The 22,656-nt window shown below is 63.1% G+C and carries 16 protein-coding genes and 1 tRNA gene; 9 read left to right on the top strand and 8 right to left on the bottom strand.

Annotated features, from left to right (window positions below; translation table 11 throughout):
• Window positions 1–74 precede the first annotated feature (74 nt).
• A complete protein-coding gene (locus tag MESAU_RS09565; protein WP_015315843.1) occupies window positions 75–1,025 on the top strand; it encodes an SPFH domain-containing protein in 951 nt (316 codons plus the stop codon).
• 14 nt (window positions 1,026–1,039) lie between these two features.
• Complete coding sequence (locus MESAU_RS09560) at window positions 1,040–1,504, top strand: NfeD family protein (protein ID WP_015315842.1); 465 nt, start codon at window positions 1,040–1,042, stop codon at window positions 1,502–1,504.
• Window positions 1,505–1,684: 180 nt separating this feature from the next.
• Here MESAU_RS09560 and MESAU_RS09555 read toward each other — a convergent pair whose 3' ends face one another.
• Window positions 1,685–2,686, bottom strand: coding sequence for a KpsF/GutQ family sugar-phosphate isomerase (locus MESAU_RS09555; RefSeq protein ID WP_015315841.1), 1,002 nt, complete (start codon window positions 2,684–2,686; stop codon window positions 1,685–1,687).
• Between the two features lie 249 nt (window positions 2,687–2,935).
• Here MESAU_RS09555 and MESAU_RS09550 point away from each other — a divergent pair, with 249 nt between their 5' ends.
• Complete coding sequence (locus MESAU_RS09550) at window positions 2,936–4,711, top strand: outer membrane beta-barrel protein (RefSeq protein ID WP_015315840.1); 1,776 nt, start codon at window positions 2,936–2,938, stop codon at window positions 4,709–4,711.
• 181 nt (window positions 4,712–4,892) lie between these two features.
• On the opposite strand, the gene galU is transcribed toward MESAU_RS09550, so the two are convergent.
• The gene (gene galU / locus MESAU_RS09545) at window positions 4,893–5,798 is read right to left on the bottom strand and encodes a UTP--glucose-1-phosphate uridylyltransferase GalU (protein WP_015315839.1); all 906 of its coding nucleotides are present in this window, start codon (window positions 5,796–5,798) and stop codon (window positions 4,893–4,895) included.
• Between the two features lie 211 nt (window positions 5,799–6,009).
• Between galU and MESAU_RS09540 the strand changes: the two genes are divergently transcribed.
• Window positions 6,010–7,233, top strand: a complete 1,224-nt coding sequence (locus MESAU_RS09540) for a lytic murein transglycosylase (RefSeq protein ID WP_015315838.1) — start codon at window positions 6,010–6,012, stop codon at window positions 7,231–7,233.
• Between the two features lie 70 nt (window positions 7,234–7,303).
• Entirely contained in the window at window positions 7,304–8,494 is a 1,191-nt protein-coding gene (locus tag MESAU_RS09535) for an SGNH/GDSL hydrolase family protein (protein WP_083882972.1), read from the top strand.
• Here MESAU_RS09535 and MESAU_RS09530 read toward each other — a convergent pair.
• Window positions 8,491–9,945, bottom strand: coding sequence for a glutamate synthase subunit beta (locus MESAU_RS09530; RefSeq protein WP_015315836.1), 1,455 nt, complete (start codon window positions 9,943–9,945; stop codon window positions 8,491–8,493). The genes MESAU_RS09535 and MESAU_RS09530 overlap by 4 nt on opposite strands.
• A gap of 138 nt (window positions 9,946–10,083) precedes the next feature.
• The gene (gltB, locus tag MESAU_RS09525; protein WP_015315835.1) at window positions 10,084–14,817 is read right to left on the bottom strand and encodes a glutamate synthase large subunit; all 4,734 of its coding nucleotides are present in this window, start codon (window positions 14,815–14,817) and stop codon (window positions 10,084–10,086) included.
• A gap of 473 nt (window positions 14,818–15,290) precedes the next feature.
• Between gltB and MESAU_RS09520 the strand changes: the two genes are divergently transcribed.
• Window positions 15,291–16,343 (top strand): threonine aldolase family protein, encoded by a 1,053-nt coding sequence (locus MESAU_RS09520; protein WP_015315834.1) that lies wholly within the window; start codon window positions 15,291–15,293, stop codon window positions 16,341–16,343.
• An 80-nt stretch (window positions 16,344–16,423) separates the two neighbouring features.
• Here MESAU_RS09520 and MESAU_RS09515 read toward each other — a convergent pair whose 3' ends face one another.
• Complete coding sequence (locus MESAU_RS09515; protein WP_013893124.1) at window positions 16,424–16,891, bottom strand: Hsp20 family protein; 468 nt, start codon at window positions 16,889–16,891, stop codon at window positions 16,424–16,426.
• Window positions 16,892–17,370: 479 nt separating this feature from the next.
• Here MESAU_RS09515 and MESAU_RS09510 point away from each other — a divergent pair, with 479 nt between their 5' ends.
• Entirely contained in the window at window positions 17,371–18,348 is a 978-nt protein-coding gene (locus MESAU_RS09510; RefSeq protein WP_015315833.1) for an alpha/beta fold hydrolase, read from the top strand.
• Between the two features lie 139 nt (window positions 18,349–18,487).
• On the opposite strand, the gene hisN is transcribed toward MESAU_RS09510, so the two are convergent.
• Window positions 18,488–19,261: a histidinol-phosphatase gene (gene hisN, locus MESAU_RS09505; protein ID WP_015315832.1), complete on the bottom strand. Its 774-nt coding sequence runs from the start codon at window positions 19,259–19,261 to the stop codon at window positions 18,488–18,490.
• A 371-nt stretch (window positions 19,262–19,632) separates the two neighbouring features.
• Window positions 19,633–20,574 (bottom strand): N-formylglutamate amidohydrolase, encoded by a 942-nt coding sequence (locus MESAU_RS09500; RefSeq protein WP_015315831.1) that lies wholly within the window; start codon window positions 20,572–20,574, stop codon window positions 19,633–19,635.
• A gap of 162 nt (window positions 20,575–20,736) precedes the next feature.
• On the opposite strand from MESAU_RS09500, the gene cpdR reads away from it, so the two are divergent.
• Entirely contained in the window at window positions 20,737–21,099 is a 363-nt protein-coding gene (cpdR, locus tag MESAU_RS09495) for a cell cycle two-component system response regulator CpdR (RefSeq protein WP_006199474.1), read from the top strand.
• Window positions 21,100–21,214: 115 nt separating this feature from the next.
• Window positions 21,215–21,289, top strand: a tRNA-Val gene (locus MESAU_RS09490).
• Between the two features lie 91 nt (window positions 21,290–21,380).
• On the opposite strand, the gene MESAU_RS09485 is transcribed toward MESAU_RS09490, so the two are convergent.
• The gene (locus MESAU_RS09485) at window positions 21,381–22,535 is read right to left on the bottom strand and encodes a dihydrodipicolinate synthase family protein (protein WP_015315830.1); all 1,155 of its coding nucleotides are present in this window, start codon (window positions 22,533–22,535) and stop codon (window positions 21,381–21,383) included.
• Window positions 22,536–22,656: the final 121 nt, after the last annotated feature.

Genomic DNA, 22,656 nt, shown 5'->3' with positions numbered 1-22,656 from the left:
AAACACACTTAAGTCTTTGGTGAAGCCGGTTGCGCGGGAATGGCTCGCGTGGCCTGCCTCTGAGGGAGGGCCAGATGGATTTCAGTGGTTTCGATATTGCGGTCGTTGTTCTGGTGGCGCTTGTCGTACTGGTGCTGTTCAAGGGCATCAAGACAATCCCACAGGGATACAACTATACCGTCGAACGCTTTGGTCGTTACACCAAGACACTGAGCCCCGGCCTGAACCTCATCTTTCCGTTCGTCGATCGCATCGGCGCCAAGATGAACATGATGGAACAGGTGCTCGACGTTCCGAGCCAGGAGATCATCACCCGCGACAATGCCATCGTCGGTGTCGACGGCATCGCTTTCTACCAGATCCTCAATGCGGCACAGGCCGCCTATCAGGTTGCCGGCCTGCAGAACGCCATCCTCAACCTGACGATGACCAACATCCGTACCGTCATGGGTTCGATGGACCTCGATGAGCTGTTGTCGAACCGCGACGCCATCAACGAGCGCCTGCTGCGCGTCGTCGACGAGGCCGCGCATCCTTGGGGCATCAAGATCACCCGCGTCGAGATCAAGGATATCAACCCGCCCGCCAACCTGATCGAATCGATGGGCCGCCAGATGACCGCCGAGCGCAACAAGCGCGCGCAGATCCTGGCCGCCGAGGGCCTCAAGCAGTCGCAGATCCTCGAAGCGGAGGGCCGCAAGGAAGCCGCCTTCCGCGACGCCGAGGCGCGCGAACGCTCCGCCGAAGCGGAAGCCCGCGCCACCCAGGTGGTGTCGGAAGCGATCTCCAAGGGCGACGTCCAGGCACTGAACTACTTCGTCGCCCAGAAATACACCGAGGCGCTGGGTAAGATCGGCACCGCCACCAACAGCAAGATCGTGCTGATGCCTTTCGAGGCATCGTCGCTGATCGGCTCGCTCGGGGGTATCGGCGAAATCGCCAAGGAAGTCTTTCGCAGCGAAGGCACGACCGGCGCGCAAAGGCAGGCGGCACGTCCGCCTGTCGTCAGGCCCTCCGACAACTGAGATAGGCCACTCTCATGATCGACCGCATCGTTTCTGAACTCGGGCCGTGGAACTGGATGGTTCTGGGCTTCGTGCTGCTGGTGGTAGAGGTCATCGCACCGGGTTTCTTCATGCTTTGGATCGGCATCGCCGCTCTGATCGTCGGCGCGGTGTCGCTGCTGATCTGGGATGTCGCCATCTGGACATGGCAGGTCCAGGTGCTGCTATTCCTCGTGCTGTCGCTGGTTTCAGCCTTTGTCGGCAAGAAACTCATGGGCGGACACGACCAGCCAACCGATCAGCCGCTGCTCAATCGCCGTGGCGCCCAGATGGTCGGCAGGATGGCGACGCTCGCCGAACCGATCCGCGACGGCCGTGGCCGCATCAAGCTCGGCGACACGCTGTGGCGTGTCTCCGGCCCCGATCTGCCCGCCGGCACTCAGGTTCGTGTGACAAGCGCCGCGGACACGGATCTGGAACTGACGGTGGAGCGGGTCTGAATTCCAGCGAGTGCCAACGTGCTAAAGTATTGAGATTCAGGTCAGGCCAAGTCGTGAACGATGGGTTTCGGGGCCGCTCTTGCGACGAGCAGGGCGGACATTAAGTCCGTGCGCTCCGGCCTACGCCGGAAGCGCAGAAAGCCTTCGCTCGCAGGCCGGCCTCACCTGAAGATCAATATCTTAGGCGGCGCCGATGCGCAGCAGGTCGTGGAAATGCACCACGCCCAGCGGCATGTTGTTCCTGGTCACCACCAGCGCACCGACATTGTGCTCGTTGAGCAGCGCGATCGCAGTGCCTGCAAGCGTCTGCGGGTCGACCGTCTTGGGTGTGCGGGTCATCACCTCGTCAACGATGACGTCGGCCAGGTTGCGGTGCAGGTTGCGCGCGACATCGCCATCGGTGATGATCCCGGCCAACTCGCCATTGGCGTCGACGATCAGCACGCAGCCGACCTTCTTCTGCGACAGCGTCATCACCGCTTCCGGCATCTTGGTGCCGAGCGAAGCCAGCGGCATCTGCTCGCCGACCCGCATGATCTCGGAGACCATGGTCAGGTTGGCGCCGAGCTGGCCGCCGGGATGGAAGGTGCGGAAATGGTCCGGCGTGAAGCCGCGCGCCTCGAGCAGTGCGATCGCCAGCGCATCGCCGATGACCAGTTGCAGCAGCGTCGACGTCGTCGGCGCCAGGCCGTGCGGGCAGGCTTCCGGGGTGCGCGGCAAAAGCAGCACGACGTCGGCCGCGCGCGCCAGCGCCGAGGTTTCTCCGGAGGTGATGGCGATGAGTGGAATGGAGAAGCGCCTGGAATAGGCGACGATGCCCATCATCTCCTTGCTCTCGCCCGACCACGAGATCGCGACGATGGCGTCGTCCCTGGCGATCATGCCGAGATCGCCATGATTGGCCTCGACGGGATGGACGAAGAAGGCCGGCGTGCCGGTCGAGGCCAGCGTAGCGGCGATCTTCGAACCGATATGGCCGCTTTTGCCGACACCGGTGACGATGAGCCGGCCCTCGATCTTCGAGATCGTCTCGACGGCCTGGGCAAAGGGTGCCGCCAGTCCGTTCTCAAGCGCCTCGGCAAGGGCCGCGATTCCCGCCTGTTCGGTTGTTACCGTTCTCAGCGCCGATTCGATCGACGCTTGCCTGTCCAGAGGCTTCTTATCGAGAGATCTCGCATGCATGGGTGATGCGATTAGCGCTTTGCCGCCCGCCTGTCCAACAGAAATGGCCTCTGCATGGCGGCCGGATGTGTATGGTCGTTGGGGACGACGACAAGGATCAAAATAGAAGGCACGACGCGGACCCGCATTGTCGCCCGCGGAAATCCGCGTTTGGAGCCAGTCCTGCGCGCGGCCTCAACCCTCCGTTAACCATCCCCATTTACGGTTCGGTAAGTATGGCGCGCGTGCGCCGCGCAGGCAGTGGTGGCGATGTCCGGGGTCCAGCCAGAAAAATTGAGAGGACGACAGGGCAAGGCGATCTGCGCCTTGCTGCTGGCGACCAGCATCCTTGCCTTGCTGCGTTCCACGCCACTCCATGCCCAGGAAACGGAACTGCGCGGAGAAGTGTCGGAATCGGCGATTCTGTCCGACCAGCAGCGCAAGGCGAGAAACCTGGTTCTTGCACAGCAAGCGGCGGCCAACGCGGCCGCGCAGGACAATGCGCCGGCGCGAACCTATCTGCCGGCCAGCGCCAGCGCCGTGCCTGACGACGCGGACGCCGCGAACTCGACCACCAGCGTCTTCGACCCGCCCCAGGCCGGCGACGATGCCTCCGCCGACGCGCCCACGCCGCCCAAGCCACGCCGCGCTTCGACCGCCAGGCAGAATGCGGCCGATAAGGCAAAGGACAAGGTCGCCGACAAAAAGAAGAAGAAAAAGAACACCATGGCGGCTACGGATCCAACCACCACCGCCACGACGGCCGCGACCGACGACACCGCCGATATCGCGGCGGATCAGGAAGCGGCCAATCGCCGTGCACTCACCATCGACAGTGTGGACAGGCAGAAACTCGACCCTGGCGCCGAGCGCACCGCTGCAATCGAGGGCCAGAACAAGAAAGCCGAGGACGATCCGTTCGCCGCCACCGGCGTCAAATGGGGCTCCTTCATCATCCGGCCGACCATCGAACAGGGGCTGACGGCGACGACGAACGGCGATTCGAGCAGTGCCGGCACATCGGCGCTGCTGTCCGAGACGGCGCTGCGCTTTACCGCCGCTTCCGACTGGCGTGAAAACGCCGCGACCATCGACGGCTACGGAATTTTCCGTGAAACCGTGTCGGGCTACCAGGTTCACGATGCGCAGGGGCGCATCGAAGGCCAGCTCGATGTCGACCTCGACAATGACTTGCGTGCCATCGCCAAGCTCGGCTACGAAGCCGTGCCGGAATCCGCGTCCTCGCCCGATGCCATCGCTGGCGTCAGCACCCAGCCGCTGCGGCAGACCATCGACGGCAGCATCGGCGTCGAAAAGGCCGTCGGCAAGATGCAGTATACGTTGACCGGGGCGGTCTCGCACGACTTCTATGGTGACGCCAAGCTCTCGGACGGCACCTCGCTGTCGCAGAAAGATCAGGACAATACGCTCTACACTGCAACCTTGCGCACCGGCTACGAGATCTCCCCCGCGCTCACGCCCTTCACCGAGATCGAGGTCGGCCGCCGGGCCTACGACCAGCGCATCGACAATGAAGGCTTCGAGCGCTCCTCGACGCGTCTTGGCGCCCGCGCCGGCTTGCAACTCGACATGGGCGAGAAGCTGTCGGGCGAATTCTCGGCCGGTTGGCTCAGAGAGGCGATCGACGACAACAGCCTGGAAGCGATTTCGGGGGCCACCCTCAATGCCGACCTCAAATGGTCGCCGCAGCGCGGCACCACCATCGGCTTGACCGGCAAGACCACCGTCGAGACCACGACCACATCGGGCGAAAGCGGCGATATCCTCTATTCCGGACGCCTGACGGGCGAGCGCGTGATCCGATCCAATCTTACCGCGAATGCGGCCTTGGGCCTGGATTGGCGCGATTATGTCGGCATTGACGGCCATGACAGGATCTTGAGCGCCGAGGCCGGGCTGACCTGGTGGCTGAACCGCTATGCGGGCCTCACCAGCAGGGTAAGGACCGAAAAGCTGACCAGTAACCTGCCCGGCCGCGACTACACCGCCAACAGCATCTTCGTCGGCGTGAAGGTGCAGCGCTGAAGGCGTGTGCGCCAAGGTATGGCGAGAGTCAGGGTCGGGCCGAGTCGAGAATGGCTGATACCGAGAACCGCAGCGGAGCGTACTTTATGTACGTGAGCACAATTCTACTGCGACGCAGTAGAACTGGGAAGCGTAGGAGCGGCCATTCGCAGGCCGGCATCACCTGAATATCAGGCATACCCTAGAAGGCTGCCCCGCGCCGTTCTGATGGCTTCATCTCGTCGAGCAGCGTGCGGATGACGCCGGCCATGCTCTGGTTCATGTCGTTGCGCCACAGCGCGAAAGCGACATTGGCCTCGACGAAACCTTCCGGCGAGCCGCAATCGAAGGTGCGGCCCTTGTAATGGTAGCCGTAGAAGGCCTGCTGCTTCTCCAGCTTCAGCATCGCGTCGGTCAGCTGGATCTCGTTCCCTGCGCCCTTTTCCTGGCCTTCCAGAATCCTAAAGATCTCGGGCTGCAGGATGTAGCGGCCGTTGATGTAGAGGTTGGACGGCGCGGTGCCCGACTTCGGCTTCTCGACCATCTCGGTGATGCGGAAGCCGTGATGCGTGTCTTCGCCGCGCCCGACGATGCCGTATTTATGAGCCTCCGCCGGGTCGCATTCCTGCACCGCGATGATGTTGTTGCCGGTCTCCTCGTAGAGCTCGACCATCGCCTTCGTGCAGCTCTTTTCCGACTGCATGATCATGTCGGGCAACAACAGGGCGAACGGCTCATCGCCGACCAGTTCGCGCGCGCACCAGACGGCATGGCCAAGACCCATCGGCACCTGCTGGCGGGTGAAGCTGGTCTGCCCCGGTGCCGGCTGCAGCCGCTGCAGGCGGGCAAGCTGCTCGTCCTTGCCGCGTTGTGCCAGCGTATCATAGAGTTCGAACTGGATATCGAAATGGTCCTCGATGACCGCCTTGTTGCGGCCTGTGACGAAGATGAAATGCTCGATGCCCGCCTCGCGCGCCTCGTCGACGACATACTGGATGACTGGCCTGTCAACGACGGTCAGCATCTCCTTGGGAACAGCCTTGGTGGCCGGGAGAAACCGCGTGCCGAGACCGGCGACCGGGAAAACTGCCTTGCGAACTCTCTTCATACTTTCAATTATCCGTTTGCTGGCCAGCTCCGCAATCCCCGTCCCCCGACATTTTCGCGCCGGAATTGAAGATTAGTGGAACGGCTGAGGGAAACTCCCGCCGGTTAAAGCATCGAGGTGTCTTTTCGTTCCAGCCGACGCCTATGGTAAACTAATTCCTAACCCGGTTCGGCGAAGAATGGTTTTTCCTGGGACAGAGAAGGAGGAAAAGATGTCCGTTCGCAATGCCGCAAAACGTTTCGCCAGCGTCATGACGGCGGCCAGCCTCTCGCTCGCTTTGCTTGTCCCCACCGGGCCGGCCTTCGCCGACGCCGGTTTCCGGCAATGGGTCGCCGGCTTCCGCGCCACCGCCGTGGCGGGTGGCGTTTCCGGCGCCGTTTACGACCAGGCTTTCCGGGGCATCAACGAGCCCGATCCGGTGGTGCTGGAAAAGGCCCGCACCCAGCCCGAATTCACCGCGCCCGCCTGGGATTATTTCGACAACCGCGTCCATGACCAGTCCGTCGCCGTCGGGCAGCAGATGGCGAAGAAATGGAAGCCTTGGCTGGACAGGATCGAGGCGAGATTCGGCGTCGACCGCTACGTTCTCCTGGCCATCTGGTCGATGGAATCGAACTATGGCGAAATTCTCAAGCGCGACGACATCATGCGCAACGTCATCCGTTCGCTGGCGACTTTGGGTTATGGCGACGCGAAACGGTCGAAATACGCCCGCACCCAGCTGGTAGCGGCGCTGAAGATCCTGCAGACCGGCGATATCGACGAAAGCCACCTGATGGGCTCCTGGGCGGGCGCCATGGGCCAGACCCAGTTCATCCCGACCAGCTACCAGCACTATGCCGTCGACATGGACGGCAATGGCAAGCGCGACATCTGGAATTCCATTCCCGATGCGCTGGCGACATCAGCCAATTTGCTCAAGAAGAATGGCTGGCAGGCCGGCAAGACCTGGGGCTACGAGGTCGCGTTGCCGGCCGGCAAACTTCCCGCCGGGTCGAAGACCCTGGCGCAATGGCAGGCGCTCGGCGTGGGCCGCGCCAGCGGCAAGCCGTTCAAGAACCTCACCGACAAGGCAACGCTGAAAGTGCCGGACGGCCGTGGCGGGCCGGCCTTCCTGATGGTCAGGAATTTTTCGGTCATCAAGGCCTACAACAATGCCGACAAATACGCGCTCGCCGTCGGTCTGCTTGCCGATGAGATCGCGGGTGGCAGCGGCCTGGTCCAGGATTGGAACCGGCCTTTTACCAAGCTCAGCTTCGAGGAACGGCAGGAGTTGCAGAAGCGACTTTCCCAGCACGGCCTTTACGACGGCAAATTCGACGGCAAGATCGGCGACGGCTCGAAGACGGCCATCATGGCTTATCAGGCCAAGGTTGGCTTGACCCAGGATGGCTATCCGAGCTTGGAAGTGCTGAAATGGCTCAGGCAGAAATAGAGCCTGACGAAGTTGAGTAGGGAGGGAGCGATTGGTTTGGCCTACGCGCATCGGGACGTTCGTCCGTCGCATGCCGGTGCTGATCCTGGCCTTCGCCGTGCTCGCCATTGCCGTGGCCGGAGCTGTCCATGCCCCAGCCATGGCGCAGGAACAGCCGCAGCAAAGCCGGGGCTGGTCATTGCGCGACCTTCTGTTTCCGCGCCGCAGCGAGCGGGTCGAGCCGCCGCAGGACATCCAGAAGGCGAGACCTAAGCCGAAGAAGAAACCGCGTGCGCCTCGCCCACCAGAGGAGCCGGCAACGCCCGTGGTCGAAAAAGCGCCGGACGCCCGCACCGTCCTGGTGGTCGGCGACTTCATGGCGGCCGGCCTCGCCGAGGGTCTGGACGAAGCCTTCGCCGAGAATACCGGCGTCAGGATCGTGGTCCGCAGCAATGGCTCGTCAGGCTTCGTGCGCGATGATTTCTACAACTGGCCCGAACAGATCAAATCGCTGATCGACACCGAAAAACCCGCCGCGGTGGTCGTCATGCTCGGGTCGAACGACCGCCAGCAGATGAAGGTCGGCGACGTACGCGAACAGCCCCGCTCCGAAAACTGGACGAAGGAATACGAGCGCCGCACCGATGAGCTCGGCAAGGCAATCGCCACCGCCAAGGTGCCTTTCCTGTGGGTCGGCATGCCTGCCTTCCGGGTGCCGAAGATGACCTCCGACATGCTGGCCTTCAACGACATCTACCACAAGGCCGCCGAAAGCCACGGCGGCGAATTCGTCGATGTCTGGGACGGCTTCGTCGACGAGAACGGCGCCTTCGTCACCTCTGGCCCCGACATGAACGGTCAGCCGGTGCGACTGCGCGCCGATGACGGCATCAACGTGTCCAAAGCCGGCAAGCGCAAGCTCGCCTTCTACACCGAAAAGCCGCTGCTTAAGATCCTTGGACTGGCCGCGCCGGGAAGCGTGGCACCGACGACGGCGCCGGCGGGCGCACCGGTCGAGACCCCCGCTCCGGCGGCCGCGCCTATCGTCATCGATCGCACCCAACCCATGCTGCTCAGCGATCCCGCGCTCGACGGCGGCACAGAATTGCTCGGCGCCGCCCCACCGCCGAAGGCCAATCCGGCTCTTCCTGGCGAAAGGCTGGTGATCGAGGGCAAGGCGCCGGAGGCTTCCCCAGGCCGCGCCGACGACTTTTCCCGGCCGCCGAAGGCAAGTCCGGCGACAGCGGCAGCGTCCGACACCACCACGGCGATCAGCCCTTAACGCGGCAGGACGGTCGTCCCCATCAGCGCCTCGTCGATCGAGCGTGCCGCCTGGCGGCCTTCGCGGATCGCCCAGACGACCAGCGACTGGCCACGGCGTACGTCGCCCGCCGCGTAGAGCCGGTCGACGCTCGTCCTGTAATCGCGGTCATTGGCCTCGACATTCCTGGAACGGCGGCTGTCGGTGGTGATCTTCATCTCCCCCTCGAGTTCCGCCGCAACGCCCGCCATCGCCGGGCCAGCAAAGCCGATGGCGATGAAGGCGAGATCGGCGCGGATGACGAATTCGGTGCCGGCGATCGGCTTGCGCTTGTCGTCGACCTCGCAGCACTTCACGCCTGTAAGCTGGCCTTCCTCGCCGATGAATTCGAGCGTCGCCACCTGGAATTCGCGTTCGGCGCCCTCGGCCTGCGAGGACGAGGTGCGCATCTTGGTCGCCCAGTAGGGCCAGACGGAGAGCTTGTCTTCCTTCTCGGGCGGCTGCGGACGGATGTCGAGCTGGGTGACGCGCACCGCACCCTGGCGGAAGGCGGTGCCGACGCAGTCGGACGCGGTGTCGCCGCCGCCGACGACGACGACGTGCTGGCCACCGGCGATGATTGGATGCGACGGCCATGCCACCGACTGGATCGGTTCGCCGCCGACGCGGCGGTTCTGCTGCACCAGATAGGGCATCGCGTCATGCACGCCGCCGAGATCGTCGCCGGGAATGCCGGCAGCGCGCGGCGTTTCCGAACCACCGCAATAGAGCACGGCGTCATGTTCGGCGAGGAGTTCAGCCACCGGCTTGTCGATGCCGACATTGACGCCGCAATGGAAGGTGACGCCCTCGCCCTGCATCTGTTCGATGCGCCGGTCGATATAATGCTTCTCGATCTTGAAGTCGGGGATGCCGTAGCGCATCAGCCCGCCAGGGCGGCTCTCGCGCTCATAGACATGCACGTCGTGACCGGCGCGGCCAAGCTGCTGGGCGGCCGCCATGCCGGCTGGGCCGGAGCCGATGATGGCGACCCGCTTGCCGGTCTTCTTCTCCGGCGGATAGGGCCTGATGTGGCCGGTCTCGTAAGCCTTGTCCGCGATCGCCTGCTCCACCGTCTTGATGGCGACCGGAATGTCTTCGAGGTTCAGCGTGCAGGCTTCCTCGCAAGGCGCGGGGCAGATGCGGCCGGTGAACTCCGGGAAATTGTTGGTCGAGTGCAGGTTGCGGATCGCGTTGTCCCAGTCTCTGTTGTAGACGAGGTCGTTCCAGTCGGGGATCTGGTTGTGGATCGGACAGCCCGTTGGCCCATGGCAGAACGGAATGCCGCAATCCATGCAGCGCGCGGCCTGTTTCTCGACTTCCTTGTCTGACATCGGCAGCGTGAATTCGCGGAAATGCCGGATGCGGTCGGAGGCCGGCTGGTACTTGTGCACCTGCCGGTCGATTTCGAGAAAGCCTGTTACCTTGCCCATAGTCCAGTTCCTGCTGTCCAGATGGTGCGGTTTCGCCGCACCCGTTAACCTCTTGAGGCAGCCGTGGCAACCTTGAGCCCGAGGTCAAACTGTCGATGAAGGGGCCGGGAAGCCTGGGCCCCCCGGCAATTATCAAATCTATTCGGCCGCGACGCCCATGCGCATGCGTTCCATCTCGATCAGCGCGCGGCGGTATTCGACCGGCATGATCTTGCGGAATTTCGGCCGGAAAATAGCCCAGTCGTCGAGTATCTCGCGGCCGCGCACCGAACCCGTATAGTGCACGTGGTTCGAGATCAGCTGGTAAAGCCGTTCTTCGTCATGACTGGTCATGTCGCCGGACACGTCGACGCGGCCCTTGTGGTCGAGATCGCCGCCATGGTGCAGCAGCTTTTCCATCAGATCGTCTTCTTCCGGCACCGGCTCCAGCTCGACCATGGCCATGTTGCAGCGCTCGGCGAAATCACCTGCTTCGTCCAGCACATAGGCGACACCGCCCGACATGCCGGCGGCAAAGTTGCGGCCGGTTTTGCCGATGACGACGACGACGCCGCCGGTCATGTATTCGCAGCCATGGTCGCCGACGCCCTCGACGACCGCGGCGACGCCCGAATTGCGCACCGCGAAGCGCTCGCCGGCGACGCCGGCGAAATAGGCCTCGCCCTCGGTCGCGCCATAGAGCACCGTATTGCCGACGATGATGGAGTCGGCCGCGACGATCCTTGCCTCTTCCGGTGGCCGGATGACGATGCGCCCGCCCGACAGGCCCTTGCCGACATAGTCATTGGCGGCGCCGACGAGTTCGAACGAGATGCCACGTGCCAGGAAGGCGGCGAAGGACTGGCCGGCCGTGCCGGTGAGTTTTACCTGGATCGTATCCTCGCGCAGGCCCTTGTGCTTGAAGCGCTTGGCGACCTCGCCCGACAGCATGGCGCCCGTCGAACGGTCGACATTGCGGATGTCGACCTCGATCTTGACCGGTTGCTTGGCCTCAAGCGCGGGCTTGGCCAATTCGATCAGCTTGCGGTCGAGCACATCGTCGATCGGATGCTTCTGCCGCTCGGTCCAGTGCACCGCTTCATGCGGCGCGTCGGGCTTGTAGAACATCTTCGAGAAATCGAGCCCGCGCGCCTTCCAGTGCTGGATCACGTCACGCTTTTCCAGAAGGTCGGCGTCACCGATGATCTGGTCGATATGGGTGAAGCCCATTTCGGCGAGCAGCGCCCGCACCTCTTCCGCCACGTAGAAGAAGAAGTTGATGACGTGCTCGGGCGTACCCTTGAAGCGCTTGCGCAGCACCGGATCCTGCGTCGCGACGCCGACCGGGCAGGTGTTGAGATGGCATTTGCGCATCATGATGCAGCCGGCCGCGATCAAAGGCGCGGTCGAGAAGCCGAACTCGTCGGCGCCGAGCAGCGCGCCGATGATGACGTCGCGCCCGGTGCGCAGGCCGCCGTCGACCTGCAGCGCCACGCGCGAGCGCAGGCCGTTCAGCACCAGCGTCTGGTGCGTTTCGGCAAGACCCATTTCCCACGGGCTGCCGGCATGCTTGAGCGAGGTCAGCGGCGACGCACCGGTGCCGCCATCATAGCCAGAGATGGTGATGTGGTCGGCGCGCGCCTTTGCAACGCCGGCCGCGACCGTGCCTACACCAACCTCCGACACCAGCTTGACCGAGACGTCGGCCGCCGGATTGACGTTCTTCAGATCGTAGATCAGCTGCGCCAGATCCTCGATTGAATAGATGTCGTGGTGCGGCGGCGGCGAGATCAGGCCGACGCCCGGCGTCGAATGCCGAACCTTGGCGATGGTTGCGTCGACCTTGTGGCCGGGCAACTGGCCGCCCTCGCCGGGCTTGGCGCCCTGCGCCACCTTGATCTGCATCATGTCGGAGTTGACGAGATATTCCGCCGTCACGCCGAAACGCCCCGACGCGACCTGCTTGATCGCCGAACGTTCGGGGTTCTTGCCGCCACCTGGCAGCGGCAGATAGCGATCGGCCTCTTCGCCACCCTCGCCGGTGTTCGACTTGCCGCCGATCTGGTTCATGGCACGCGCCAGCGTGGTGTGCGCTTCCCTGGAAATCGAGCCGAACGACATCGCCCCGGTCGAGAAGCGCTTGACGATGTCGGCCGCCGGCATGACATCGTCGAGGGCGACCTTCGTGCGGCCGGTCTCATCCGCCAGCTTGATCTTGAACAAGCCGCGTATGGTCTGGGCGCGGGCCGTCTCGCTGTCGATCTGCGCCGAATAGTCCTTGAACGTCTCCCACGATCCCTGGCGCACGGCGTGCTGCAAGGTGGCGACCGCGTCGGGCGACCACATATGCGCCTCGCCGCGCATGCGGAACAGGTATTCGCCACCGACCTCCAGGCTGTTGCGCAGCACCGGATCGCTGCCGAAACCGTCCGTGTGACGGCTGACGGTTTCGCCTGCGACCTCATCCAGTCCGACGCCTTCGATCAGTGTCGCGGTGCCGGTGAAGTATTGCTGCACGAAATCGGTCTTCAGCCCGATGGCATCGAAGATCTGCGCGCCGCAATAGGACTGATAGGTCGAGATGCCCATTTTGGACATCACCTTGAGGATGCCCTTGCCGATCGACTTGATGTAGCGCGACACCACTTCGTAGGCGTCGACCTCCTCGGGCAGTTCGCCGCGCTTGTGCATGTCGAGCAAGGTGTCGAAGGCGAGATAGGGATTGATCGCTTCCGCGCCGTAGCCGGCAAGGCAGCAGAAATGATGCACCTCGCGCGGCTCGCCCGATTCGACGACCAGGCCGACCGCGGTGCGCAGCCCCTTGCGGATCAGATGGTGGTGCACGGCGGCCGTGGCCAGCAACGCCGGAATGGCGATGCGGTCCGGTCCGAGCTGGCGATCGGACAGGATGATGATGTTGTAGCCGCCGGCGACTGCCGCCTCCGCCCGCTCGCACAGCCGGTCGATGGCCCCCTGCATGCCGGCAGCACCCTCGCTCGACCCATAGGTGATGTCGATCGTCTTGGTGTCGAAACGGTCCTCGGTGTGGCCAATCGAGCGGATCTTCTCGAGATCGCCATTGGTCAGGATCGGCTGGCGCACTTCGAGCCGCTTGCGGCGCGAATTGCCGACCAGGTCGAAGATGTTCGGCCGCGGTCCGATGAACGACACCAGGCTCATCACCAGTTCCTCGCGGATCGGGTCGATCGGCGGGTTGGTGACCTGGGCAAAATTCTGCTTGAAGTAGGTGTAGAGCAGCTTCGACTTGTCCGACATCGCCGAGATCGGCGTGTCGGTGCCCATCGAGCCCACGGCTTCCTGGCCGGTGGTCGCCATCGGCGACATCAATAGTTTGGTGTCTTCCTGGGTGTAGCCGAACGCCTGCTGGCGATCGAGCAGGCTGACATCCTTGCGCAGCGCGCGTGGCTCGACCGGCTTTAAATCTTCCAGGATGAGCTGCGTATTGGCAAGCCAGGTCTTGTAGGGGTGTTTGGTCGCGATCTCCGACTTGATTTCCTCGTCGGGGACGATGCGGCCCTTGGCAAGGTCGATTAAGAGCATGCGGCCGGGCTGCAGCCGCCACTTCTGGACGATCTTCTCCTCCGGCACCGGCAGCACGCCGGCCTCGGAAGCCATGATGACGCGGTCGTCATCGGTGACGATGTAGCGTGCCGGGCGCAAGCCGTTGCGGTCCAGCGTGGCGCCGATCTGGCGTCCGTCGGTGAAGGCGACCGCCGCCGGCCCGTCCCAAGGCTCCATCAACGCGGCGTGGTATTCGTAGAAGGCCTTGCGATCGGCATCCATGAGCTTGTTGCCGGCCCAGGCTTCCGGGATCAGCATCATCATGGCGTGGCTGAGGCTGTAGCCGCCCTGGAACAGAAACTCGAGCGCATTGTCGAAGCAGGCGGTATCGGACTGGCCGTCATAGGAGATCGGCCAGAGCTTCGAGATGTTGTTGCCGAACAGTTCGGAATCGACCGACGCCTGGCGCGCCGCCATCCAGTTGTTGTTGCCGCGCACCGTGTTGATCTCGCCATTATGCGCGACCATGCGGTAGGGATGCGCCAGCTTCCACGACGGGAAGGTGTTGGTCGAGAAGCGCTGGTGGACGAGGATCAGCGCGGTCTCAAAACGCGGGTCCTTGAGGTCCTTGTAGTAGGCCCCGACCTGATAAGCCAGGAACATGCCCTTGTAGACGATGGTGCGCGCCGACAGCGACACGCAGTAGGCACCGATGTCCTTGTTGTCGTTCTCCGCGTAGATGCGGCCCGATATGACCTTGCGCAGCAGGTAGAGCCTGGCCTCGTATTCCTCGTCGTCGGTAATGTCGGCCGTGCGGCCGATGAAGACCTGGCGGTGGAACGGCTCGGACGCGACGATGTCAGGCGCCTTCGATAGCGACGAATTGTCGACCGGCACGTCACGGAAACCGAGCAGTGGCAGCCCCTCGGACTGCGCCGATTCGGCGATGATCTCTTCGATATGTGCACGAAGGGCAGCATCCTGCGGCATGAACCAGTGTCCGACGCCGTACTGGCCTACCGGTGGCAGTTCGATACCTTGGGCCGCCATCTCCTCACGGAAGAAAAGATCCGGAAGCTGTACCAGCACGCCGGCGCCATCGCCGACCAGCGGATCGGCGCCGACGGCGCCGCGATGCGTCAGGTTCTCGAGCACGGCAAGCCCGTCCTTGACGATCTGATGCGACTTCACGCCCTTCATGTTGACGATAAAGCCGACGCCGCAGGCGTCATGCTCGTTGCGCGGATCGTAGAGGCCCTGGGCGGTCAAGCCGCCGGCAGACGCGCGATTTTTGGTGGAGGTATTTTTGACGGCGGCCGCTTTCGTCTGCGCGGCCTGGCCGTTCGTCGCAGAGAGCGTCAATTCCGTCATTGTCCTGTCCTCCATTCCAGCCCTTCAGGCGCTGGTTTGCCTCGGCAAGCGCTTGGCTCACCCTGATCCTTGCGGCACGTCTTGCGAAATCCTTTTTCGAACCATGCGGCTTTTCGCATGCTTCGCATCTGGTATCGTACAGGCCAGCGTCCGGCCGTCCACCTGTCGCTCGCGGCAACAGCCGGAGAGGCCAATATGTTACGCCAATCCGGCCTGTTTTGTGCGACAAAATAAGACAGCACTACTGTCCTAAATTTTTATGGCAGAATTCCCAAACGCGCACAAGACCGATTCACAAAAAACTTGGAGCTTTAGCGACACAAAATTACGCGGAGTTGAGGAAAAACGTAAGCTTAAATCGGCTAGGCTTGCCGCCACGTTGGCTGGCTTCAACGGTTTTCCGGCGCCTGGCCCTTGCGGTCGGCGCGTTAAACCGGTCAACTCCGGCTGATTTCCCCAACACAGGCAGATACATGTTCTTCGCTTCCGACAATTGGGCAGGCGCCCATCCCAATATCGTTGCCGGCCTGTCGGCCGCGGCTGGCGGCTTTGCCACCGCCTATGGTGACAGCGCCCTCGACGAGGCGGTTTATCAGCGTTTCAGTGAAATTTTCGAACGCGAGGTCGCGGTGTTCTTCGTGGCAACCGGCACCGCCGCCAATTCGCTGTCGTTGACCACCTTCAACAAGCCGGGCGGCATTTCCTTCGCTCACCGAGAATCGCATGTCATCGAGGATGAATGTGGCGCGCCGGAGTATTTTTCCGGCGGCTCGCGGCTGCACGCCGTCGACGGTCCCCTAGGCAAGATCGACCCGCCCAATCTGGACAGGGCGATCGGTCGTTTCGCAAGCGAGGTCGTCCATTGGGGCCGGCCGATGGCCGTCTCGATCACCCAGTCGACCGAGGTCGGCACCGTCTATGGTCTCGACGACATTGACGCGATCTCGGCCATCGCCAAACAGCATTCCGTGCCACTGCACATGGATGGCGCCCGCTTTGCCAATGCGCTGGCCGCGCTCGACACCACGCCGGCCGAAATGACCTGGAAACGCGGGGTCGATGTCCTGTCCTTCGGCGGTACCAAGAACGGTTGCTGGTGCGCGGAGGCGATCGTGCTGTTCGACCTCGACCGTGCCAAGGAATTGGCCTTCCTGCGCAAGCGTGCCGCACAGCTGCTTTCGAAGTCGCGTTTCATCGCGGCGCAGTTCGAAGCCTATTTCAAGGACGGGCTGTGGCTCGACACCGCCAGGCATGCCAATGCCATGGCCGCGCGCCTGGCGGCGGCGATCGAGGATTCGGCCACGGCAAAGCTCGCTTGGCTGCCGCAGGCTAATGAGGTGTTTGCGGTGATCGAGAAAACCGAAGCAGACAGGCTGCAGGCTGCAGGCGCGGCCTTCTATGACTGGCACAGGCCGCATGGTTTTGACGGCCATATCGGCGAGGACGAACTGCTCTATCGCTTCGTCACCAGCTTTGCCACGACGACTGAGGAAGTCGACCGCTTTGGCCAGCTGATCGCCGGATAACAGTCAATCTTCGGACAAAAAAGCGGCGCCTCGCGGCGCCGCTTCCGTCTCGGGAGGAGACTTTAGATTTTATGCGGTCGTCAGGCTGCCGTCTTGGCCTCGATCTGCTTGGCCTTGGCCGGAGCCGAGGTGATCGCGATCTTGCGCGGCTTCAGCTCTTCGGGAATGTTGCGCTTGAGGTCGACGAAGAGCAGGCCGTTCTTCAGCGCGGCGCCGACGACTTCAACATGATCGGCAAGCTGGAAGCGGCGCTCGAAGGCCCTGGAGGCAATGCCGCGATAGAGCAGTTCGGAACCCTCGCCGGTGCCCTCGTCCTTGCGCTCGCCCTTCACGGTCAGCACGTTACGGTGAGCTTCGATCGAGATTTCCTCGTCCGAGAAGCCGGCGACGGCCATCGAAATCCTATAGGAATCCTCGCCGGTGCGCTCGATGTTATAGGGCGGATAGGTCTGCGCGCCGTCGGGCTGCGCAAGCGAATCCAACATGGTGAAGAGACGGTCGAAGCCGACGGTCGAACGGTAAAGCGGGGAAAAATCAACGTGACGCATGAGGTGTTCTCCTGTTGAGCAACATGGTTTGCGTATGGTCGGTGCGAAACCCGCGAGCGGCGTTTCGGGAGGACCAGCGGCCCCGATTGGCGACCGCAACCCACATCTGGGGAGCGCTCGAAAGCATTTCAAGTTTCGTTTGACGGCAAAAAAGAACGAGGCGGCCAACCTTTGATGAACGGCAGATGAACCGGTGCTTCGGCGCCCGTTCAGACAGCCCGCGCTAAAGTGGCTTTCAAGATCAAGGATTGGCGGCGCCGGATCTGCGAAGGTGCCGCAACGAGGCCGAACCGGGTGTTAACGTCCCTTCCTCCCGGATCGACAGGGGCCGGAAGCGCGCTCAAAGCCGCTTCCGGCCTGACCCGTCTCAGCCCTCAATAACCCGGATTTGCTTTGCTTTTGATGTGTTGGCGTCTATCACCGTGACGAGGCCAGCCGCGACCAGCTGGCGCGCAAGGACGCCGAGCACAAAGCGCCGAATGACGGATCTTTTCTACGACACTCCGCTCTTCCACGAAACCGAGGGCAATCCGCGACCGGAAAACGCCACGGGCGGCTTTTTCACCACGCGCGACGGCAAGAAAATACGTTATGGCCTGTTCGCGGCGGTGGCGCGGCCGATGCGGGGCACCGTGGTGCTGCTTGGCGGCCGCAACGAGTGCATTGAGAAATATTTCGAGACCATCCGTGACCTTGCCGCGCGTGGCTTTGGTGTCGCCATCCTGGACTGGCGCGGTCAGGGCGGTTCGGACAGGCTGATCCGCGATCGCCAGCGTGGCTATGTCAGGTCGTTCCGCGACTATACGGCTGACCTGGAGCAGTTCTTCGAAGAGATCGTGCTGCCGGACTGCCGCGGACCGTACTATATCCTCGCCCATTCGGCCGGCGCTGTGATCGCGCTGCTTGCCGCGCCGTCGATGGTGAACCGCGTGCGGCGCATGGTGCTGATCGCGCCGTTCCTGACATTGCCCGACCTGCCGGTCTCGATAGGGACGGTGCGCCGGATCTGTTCGTTTTTCTGCGCCCTTGGGCTCGGCTGGCTCTATGCCGCCTGGGGTCCAAGGCCGAGACACACGCTGCCCTTCGAAGCCAACAAGGTTACATCGGATCCGCAACGCTATCGCCGTAACACGCGCATCTATGAAGAATATCCGCAAATGGCGCTCGGCGGCCCGACGATCCGCTGGCTGCAGGCGGCGGCGAAGGCGTCGGCAGCCATCAGCGACCCCGACTTCATGGCCCGCATTCAGGTGCCGCTGCTGATCATCGCCGCCGGCGCCGACCAGGTCGTCTCGACCAGGGCGGTGGAGGCATATGCGAGAAATCTGAGGCTGGGGTCGCTGTTGATGATCGACGGCGCCAAGCACGAAATCCTGCAGGAAGCCGATCTCTACCGCGAACAATTCCTCGCTGCCTTCGACGCCTTCGTCCCCGGCTCAGACGACCCGACAGCCTGACAGGCCCGCGGCTCTTCCGCGAGAGGGCGTAGCTGACACTCCCTTTTTCAGGAAGGCGGCGCTGGCGGCGTTCAGGCAGACCTATGGGCATACGCCGGCGGCATTCCAGCGCTCGAGAAGCCGCCGACCGGAGGCGATGTCAGCCGCGCAGGGCAGCCATGGCGGCGGCATGAAGCTCCGGTGTCGCGGCCGCCAGAACGTCGCCGCCATTCTCCGCCGGTCCGCCGTCGAAAGTGGTGACGACCCCGCCTGCCTTCTCGATGATCGGGATCAGCGCCACGATGTCGTAGGGCTTCAATCCAGGATCGGCGACGATGTCGACGCTCCCCGAGGCGATCATGGCGAAGGCATAGCAATCGGCGCCGTAACGGGCGAGCTGGATTTGCCGCTCGAACGCGTCATAGCGATTGCGTGCCTCGCCCTTGAACAGGGCCGGCGTTGTGGTGAACAACGTGGCCTCGGCCAGCTTCGTCGTCTTGCGGGTCGTCAGCTTGCGGGGGCCTCCCGGCCCCTCATAATGTGATCCGGAGGCGTTGGCGTAGAACAGCTCGCCGGTGAAGGGCTGGGCCATCATGCCGGCGACCGCGTCACAATCGACCGTCAGCCCGACCAGCGTCCCCCACACCGGCAGGCCGGAGATGAAGGCACGGGTGCCGTCGATCGGATCGATCACCCAGACATGCCGGCTGGAGATGTTCTCGCTGCCATGCTCTTCGCCCAGGATGCCGTGGTCGGGATACTCGGCCGATATCAGCGTCCTGATGGCGCGCTCGGCCTCGCGGTCGGCCTCCGTGACCGGATCGAAACTGCCTTTTTCCTTGTTGGCGACCGCGCCCTGGGCGCGGAAGCGCGGCAAGGTCTCCGCCGCCGCCGCTTGCGCGATACGGCGCATGAAATCGATGCTGATGTCCAACTGATTCTCCCGCTTTGCAGAGCGCCCGAGCCGGGCCTGCCGCGACTTCCCCGCCAAGACAAGCTTGTCTATCGATTTATCCGCCGCGACAATTGTTGCCGGAATGTCACTCCAACGTCATCGAAACGCAATTTCCACATCACTCTGAATTAAAAAAGCCTAAACGTCGCTTGACATTTGTGCGCTGCACAATACCCTCAATCTCGGACAGGGTTTCCTGTCCATGCCCTCCTTGGGCGTTTCCTCCCTAGACTTCGACCGTATCGTGCAAACGATGCGGTCTTTTTTTCACGGCCGCTCCTGGAGCGGGCCGTCCAAAGAAGCACACAAAAAATCTTGGGCGGTGGCACGCATGAGACAAGGCGTGGTCTTCACTCCGCGGCCAGCGGCAGATCGATGAAATGATGGTCCGGCATCGCCATCAGGTCGGCTGAAAACCGCGTCAGGTCGTCGGCCAGCGCGTCGAAGCCGGCGGCTTTCTCGAATGTCCGCTCATTCATGTAGAGCCCGCGATTGACCTCGATCTGCAGCGCGTGCAAATGACGCGCCGGACGGCCGTAATGCTCGGTGATGAACCCGCCGGCGTAAGGCTTGTTGTGGGCAACCGTATAGCCCATCGCGGTCAACAGGCCGATCGTGGTTTCGGTCAGGGCCGCGGTGGCCGAGATGCCGAAACGGTCGCCGATGATGAAATCCGGCCGCAGCCCGTTGTCCCCGACACGGATGCTCGCCGGCATCGAATGGCAATCGATCAGCACGGCAAAGCCGAACCGGGCGTGGGTCCTGGTCAAAAGCCGCTTCAGCGTTTCGTGATAGGGCTTGTAGACGGCCTCGATGCGGGCAACCGCCTCGGCGAGCGGCAAGCGGCCCGAATAGATGTCGAGCCCCTCGCCCACCAGCTTCGGCACGGTGCCGAGCCCGCCGGCCACGCGCGCGGAGCGGATGTTGCAGAAGGACGGCACCGGCTCGGCGAACATGCGCGGGTCGAGTTCCCAGGGCTCGCGGTTGACGTCGAGATAGGCGCGCGGGAAATTCGCCGCCAGCAGCGGCGCGCCGAGCGCCACGGCGCCGCCGAACAACTCGTCGACATAGCAATCCTCCGAGCGGCGGATGGCATTGCGATCGAGCCTTGCCATGGCAAGGAAGCGTTCGGGATAGTAGCGGCCGCTATGCGGCGAGTTGAAAAGGAAGGGGACGCGCTGCTCGGCGCCCGACCGGATTTCGAAGGGTGGAAAGAGCGAAAAATCCTCGGCTGCCGTCTTCAATTTGAACGAACCCGAAAACACCAGTGCATCATGGCATGAAACTGCCACCTTGCTGGCCGCATGTCCAGCATTTCGGCGGTCGTGCCGCTGGGCAAATGTGGGTCAGGCGCGTCCGCGTTCACTTGATGTTTACTCTCACCTCCTCATATACAGGATGGTTAACGGGCCTGCCCCACGGCAGTCTTCGGCGGGTGATTCGGACGGGATAACATGGCACGCATTCTTCTGGCGGAAGACGACGACGATATGCGTCGGTTCCTCGTCAAGGCGCTGGAGCGCGCCGGCTATCAGGTCAGCGATTTCGACAACGGCGCCAGCGCCTATGAGCGGCTGCGTGAGGAACCGTTCTCGCTGCTTCTGACCGACATCGTCATGCCGGAGATGGACGGCATCGAACTGGCGCGTCGCGCCACCGAGATCGATCCCGATCTCAAGGTCATGTTCATCACCGGTTTTGCCGCCGTCGCGCTGAACCCGGATTCCAAGGCGCCGAAAGACGCCAAGGTGCTGTCCAAGCCCTTCCACCTGCGCGATCTGGTCAACGAGGTCGAGAAGATGCTGCAGGCGGCCTGAGCCGCCTTCCGCAAGCCGCCGGCGTCGGTCCACAGCCGCGGCGGGACGACGTGTTTTTCCTCTTTTCCTGCTATTGACGCGCCTGACCAAAAGTGGTGTATGCGCGGCTTCGGATGGGCGTGTAGCTCAGCGGGAGAGCACTGCATTGACATTGCAGGGGTCACAGGTTCAATCCCTGTCACGCCCACCATCCAACCCAGATATTCGGACCTTGCATAATGGCGCGAGCATCTTGGCGCTCACCGGAATGGACGACGGGTGATCCGATCGCGAAACGCGTTTTAGGCCCCCGCGACAGCACACAGGCTTTTCATCCGCGAAATGGCAAGGTCGGGGTCGGCCAGCAATCCTGCCTGGTCGGCGAGGCGAAAGACGTCGGCATAATGGCGGATGCCGCGCGCCGACTGCATGCCGCCGACCATCGAGAAATGGTCCTGGTGGCCATTGAGCCAGGCCATGAAGACAATGCCGGCCTTGTAATATTCAGTCGGCGCCTCGAAGATTTTTCGTGACAGCGGCACGGTCGGCGCCATCAGCGCGTCGTAGCCGGCACGATCGCCGGCAGCCAGCTTCGCCAGCGCGGCATTGGCGGCCGGTGCGATCGCGTCGAAAATGCCGAGCAGCGCATGCGAGTGCCGCTTGCCGTCTCCGGCGATCAGCTCGGGATAATTGAAGTCGTCGCCGGTGAACATCATGACGCCGTCCGGCAGCCGGTTCCTGAGCGCCACTTCCTTGCCGGCGTCGAGCAGCGATATCTTGATGCCTTCGACCTTGCCGGCATTGCGCTCCATGATGGCGATCACCGTATCGAGCGTGGTCTCGAAATCGTCACTGCCCCAATAGCCTTTCAAGGTCGGATCGAACATGTCGCCCAGCCAGTGCAGGATGACCTTACCGGAGGCCTGGCCTAATATGCGGTCGTAAACCAGGGCGTAATCGTCTGGCCCCTTCGCCACGGCCGCCAGCGCGCGGCTGGCCATCATGATCGCCTTGCCGCCCTGGCCTTCGATGAAAGCGAACTGCTCCTCATAGGCGGCGACCACGTCGTCGACCGTCCGGGCCTTCGACGGTGCCAGATGGTCGGTGCCCGCACCCGAGGCGAGATCGGCGCCAGCGGCGGTCCGCGCCTCCGCGATTGAACGGCGGATCAATTCCTGCGCATTCGTCCAATCGAAACCCATGCCGCGCTGCGACGTGTCCATCGCCTCCGCGATGCGGAAGCCGAGCCGCCATAGATGATGACGAAACGCCATCGTCCTGTCCCAATCGACAACGGGCCGCGACCATGGATCTGTCATTCCCAGCGGATCGGCGACGACATGCGCGGCGGCATAGGCGATGCGCGAAAACCGCGCGCCGGTCACCGGCTGGACCGGCTGTCCGACAAGCGCGTAGGGTGTGCTGCGGCCACCCTCGCCAGGCAAGGCAATGTCCATGGATCTCTCCCTTTCGTGTCTCCTAAATGGAACGTTCCAATAAATCAAGAACCTTTAAGGTTTGAGATGGAGGCCAGCGATGCTGCGTTGCAACACAACGACCCCTTGGGTAGCATATCGT

The sequence above is a fragment of the Mesorhizobium australicum WSM2073 genome (assembly GCF_000230995.2).
Taxonomy (GTDB): domain Bacteria; phylum Pseudomonadota; class Alphaproteobacteria; order Rhizobiales; family Rhizobiaceae; genus Mesorhizobium; species Mesorhizobium australicum.
This window is presented reverse-complemented; position numbering and strand designations above follow the sequence as displayed.

Excerpts from the sequence above, each read along its gene's own strand:
- MESAU_RS09565 (WP_015315843.1), top strand. The coding sequence starts at position 75 with ATGGATTTCAGTGGTTTCGATATTGCGGTCGTTGTTCTGGTGGCGCTT.
- MESAU_RS09560 (WP_015315842.1), top strand. The coding sequence starts at position 1,040 with ATGATCGACCGCATCGTTTCTGAACTCGGGCCGTGGAACTGGATGGTT.
- MESAU_RS09555 (WP_015315841.1), bottom strand. The coding sequence starts at position 2,686 with ATGCATGCGAGATCTCTCGATAAGAAGCCTCTGGACAGGCAAGCGTCG.
- MESAU_RS09550 (WP_015315840.1), top strand. The coding sequence starts at position 2,936 with ATGTCCGGGGTCCAGCCAGAAAAATTGAGAGGACGACAGGGCAAGGCG.
- galU (WP_015315839.1), bottom strand. The coding sequence starts at position 5,798 with ATGAAGAGAGTTCGCAAGGCAGTTTTCCCGGTCGCCGGTCTCGGCACG.
- MESAU_RS09540 (WP_015315838.1), top strand. The coding sequence starts at position 6,010 with ATGTCCGTTCGCAATGCCGCAAAACGTTTCGCCAGCGTCATGACGGCG.
- MESAU_RS09535 (WP_083882972.1), top strand. The coding sequence starts at position 7,304 with ATGCCGGTGCTGATCCTGGCCTTCGCCGTGCTCGCCATTGCCGTGGCC.
- MESAU_RS09530 (WP_015315836.1), bottom strand. The coding sequence starts at position 9,945 with ATGGGCAAGGTAACAGGCTTTCTCGAAATCGACCGGCAGGTGCACAAG.
- gltB (WP_015315835.1), bottom strand. The coding sequence starts at position 14,817 with ATGACGGAATTGACGCTCTCTGCGACGAACGGCCAGGCCGCGCAGACG.
- MESAU_RS09520 (WP_015315834.1), top strand. The coding sequence starts at position 15,291 with ATGTTCTTCGCTTCCGACAATTGGGCAGGCGCCCATCCCAATATCGTT.
- MESAU_RS09515 (WP_013893124.1), bottom strand. The coding sequence starts at position 16,891 with ATGCGTCACGTTGATTTTTCCCCGCTTTACCGTTCGACCGTCGGCTTC.
- MESAU_RS09510 (WP_015315833.1), top strand. The coding sequence starts at position 17,371 with ATGACGGATCTTTTCTACGACACTCCGCTCTTCCACGAAACCGAGGGC.
- cpdR (WP_006199474.1), top strand. The coding sequence starts at position 20,737 with ATGGCACGCATTCTTCTGGCGGAAGACGACGACGATATGCGTCGGTTC.
- MESAU_RS09485 (WP_015315830.1), bottom strand. The coding sequence starts at position 22,535 with ATGGACATTGCCTTGCCTGGCGAGGGTGGCCGCAGCACACCCTACGCG.